This window comes from Nostoc sp. UIC 10630, from assembly GCF_010747425.1.
In the GTDB taxonomy this organism is placed as follows: domain Bacteria; phylum Cyanobacteriota; class Cyanobacteriia; order Cyanobacteriales; family Nostocaceae; genus Nostoc.
This window is the reverse complement of the sequence record NZ_JAAGOG010000387.1, coordinates 1-2,791: the sequence shown is the minus strand read 5'-3', so window position 1 is coordinate 2,791 and position 2,791 is coordinate 1. Positions and strand designations below refer to the sequence as shown.

Here is a 2,791-nt window from a genome sequence, read left to right as displayed (position 1 = left end):
TCAAAGTCAAAAGCTGTCATAGTAGCTGCTGCCTTTCTTTAATGTTAGTTTTCGCAAAAAATAAGCGAAGCTTTAATTCTGAGTGGCGAATGGCACTGATTTTAAAATAGTGGTGGAAGAGAATTTTCTTCCACCAGCCTATTTACGCCGCTACCAACTCCCGACGAACTTGTGGCAGTTCAATCGGAGCAGTTACCCTGGACAGTGCTTCTACAGCCTCTCTGACGCTCCAATACTTCATGCCATCGCCACAGCGCCAGTAGTATGTCTTGGGGTCGTTTTCCCAGACTTCCTCAACGTTTCTGACCTTGAAGACAATTCCCAAGAATTCACCATCTAGATATACATTGTGAGCCGTCTGGAGGTCAGTGCATCCTACATAAGTTAGTCGATAGCCGTCCACTGGCGTACACAAGTCTTCTGCACGAGTACCGCGATAGGAGCAGTTACCGCACCCATGACCACCACAATCAGGACAAATGGCAGCAGGCATATTCCACTTCGGCAGGGTGAAGTCCCATTCAGCCGGTGGGGTTAATAGTTGAGGCTTGTGAGAGATATAACAACCAGCGTGACCGATTACTTTATTAGAATGGTATTGGACGCTCAACGATAGCCAGTCACAATCACCCAACAAGCCAATTTTCTCAGAAGCTTGTTTTAATTCCTCATCTTCCTTATGATTGCGCTCTACTGGAGTAGAAAGACTCGCTTTAACCTCTGCAACAGCGCGTTTGAATGGCTCTTTGTGATATCGAGCATAGCCGTGGGTCATTTTTACCCACACGATATCATCACTGTTGATCCAGATAGTCACTACATCTTCGGGCTTGCACTCTTTTGAATAGTCCGACTGATTCACAATGGTTGCAATGATTTGGCGATCGCGTGTGGTCAACGGATCTTTTGTTGGCGCAGGGGCTAAACTTTGTGTCATCATTATAAATTGCCTCTTCTTTAGATGGTTGGGGCATAGGGGCGATCGCTAAGTTTTCCCGACGCAGCGATCGTCCTATTTTTATTGGTCAGTTTGTTGTGCTGAAAGCACAACACTCTCAATCTAGAATTGGCGAAGCCTCATATTTAATGCTCTAAGCCAGTGGCTAGAGCTACCAAGCAGGATACACAATGGTCAAGTGACAGGCAGCTTTAACAGTTTTAAAAGCCAAGAGTCATCCTGTTTGGCATTTTTATTAACCGAACCCGTTTTTCCAATGTGTACCCCTCACCTTCTCTGGTTGTGCCAGTGCATCAGCTACCCCTCAATCGGTACTTCCGGTTCTCTTGTCATGGTTCAGTAATTAGTGCCGCTTTATTTTTCTGGGAGGCTGGCGCTTTTTCCTCCCTTACAATTTCTATTATTGCAATTCCGACTGGCTTTTGTCAAGTTGGAATGTAGCTTTTATCGGAACATGAAGAGCATATACTGGAATCAAATCAGACAAGTTAAGAGAAAATCCTTCACAGATGGCAAGAATATGCTGGGTGTTTATCCACTTAGCCTCTCCTTTTAATAGCCGATCTACATTTTGTCTTGAGACTTCAATGCCCATCTCTCCAAGCTTTTCGGCTATAGAACGCCTAGTTTCATCTACCAACAGCATTCTTAATTTTTTGGCTCTCGTTTCGTCCCAATTAATGTACGGAACCTCCTGTATAGGTACTAGCACTATTTTTTCCTCGCTCATCTTTCTCCATTATGCTATTCCGACTTGACAAAAGCAATCGCTCCTAGCATAATAATAAGTGTTTGAAAGTGGAAAGCGATCGCTTGCTCAGATGCAATGCGATTACTTCAACCTATCTAACTGGAAAAACACAGCTATGTTTAAACAGTTTTGCAGCTAATCCTCTAACTTAAGTGAGCATTTAGCTTTTCCAACAGAAACTTATTGCTACTGCTATAGCAATTAATATCTTTCCCCTTTAACTAGCTGATATTCGACAGAAAAGCGATTGCCAATAAAAGCAAACGCTTACCCTCAAGCAATGCCAAAGCAATCGCCTGAACTAGTCCTTCTGCAAAGGATAGCCACGTCTAACTTAGAAAATTTTCAAAAGTTAGGCAAGAATAGCCTTGTAGTGGCATTCCTGAAATTTATCACTAAATAAAGAATTTGAAGCTATCTAAAACCGATATAAATTAGATTTAAACCAACCAAAAATTATGTATCTTTCAAACTATTAATTTAAGTATATTTAACTAGATACAGCTACAAACGCTGGCATTAAACAATGTGCTAGCTCTATCATATTGTTACAAAACTAAATTTGTGTATAATCAAGTACCAGTTTTTCAACTACTCCTCCAAGATAACCCTCATCTGTTCACTACCGAAGGGTTATCCTCTCTGCTTTGGGACTGTGTTCACATAAAAGTCCCTAACTGTCACAAATTCACCTACCCTTCATTACTAAACAAGCAAGTTTACCTGGCGATAGCCGGACTAGAGGGTAGTGCTGAAGATAAAGTAATGATTTACCGGATTATGTCTGATCCTCAAGCTTGGTATAACTTTACTAAAGTGCGGCAACAAGGCCAACCCTTTGAAAATATAGGTGAAGAATTTTATTCAAGCTTTGGCATTGAAATTTATCTTCAGCACAGAATTATAAATAGTATCCGATACCTGCAAAAAAGCTTAAATATTTCAGGAGTTAGACAAACCAATATTGCTGTGCGCGATCGCCTATTTTCATACCCAACATTAGAGGAGCAGTTAATCACGCTGGATGAAGATCGTACCACGCTTGCTCAAGCTGTACCAGAAATCATCAAGTATTTTGTCAG

At 41.5% G+C, this 2,791-nt stretch carries 2 protein-coding genes and 1 pseudogene; 1 reads left to right on the top strand and 2 read right to left on the bottom strand.

From position 1 onward, the window contains the following. Positions 1–142: 142 nt before the first annotated feature. Both G1O98_RS37730 and G1O98_RS37725 read right to left on the bottom strand, forming a co-directional pair. A complete protein-coding gene (locus G1O98_RS37730) occupies positions 143–940 on the bottom strand; it encodes a hypothetical protein (protein ID WP_163939509.1) in 798 nt (265 codons plus the stop codon). Between the two features lie 418 nt (positions 941–1,358). After that, positions 1,359–1,604, bottom strand: a complete 246-nt coding sequence (locus G1O98_RS37725) for a helix-turn-helix transcriptional regulator (RefSeq protein WP_207794531.1) — start codon at positions 1,602–1,604, stop codon at positions 1,359–1,361. A 669-nt stretch (positions 1,605–2,273) separates the two neighbouring features. Between G1O98_RS37725 and G1O98_RS37720 the strand changes: the two are divergent. Then, positions 2,274–2,791 (top strand): annotated as a pseudogene (locus G1O98_RS37720) (hypothetical protein); the annotation flags it as partial.

What these genes read in the sequence shown, in the direction of transcription:
- G1O98_RS37730 (WP_163939509.1), bottom strand. Translation starts at nt 940, where the DNA reads ATGATGACACAAAGTTTAGCCCCTGCGCCAACAAAAGATCCGTTGACC.
- G1O98_RS37725 (WP_207794531.1), bottom strand. Translation starts at nt 1,604, where the DNA reads ATGCTGTTGGTAGATGAAACTAGGCGTTCTATAGCCGAAAAGCTTGGA.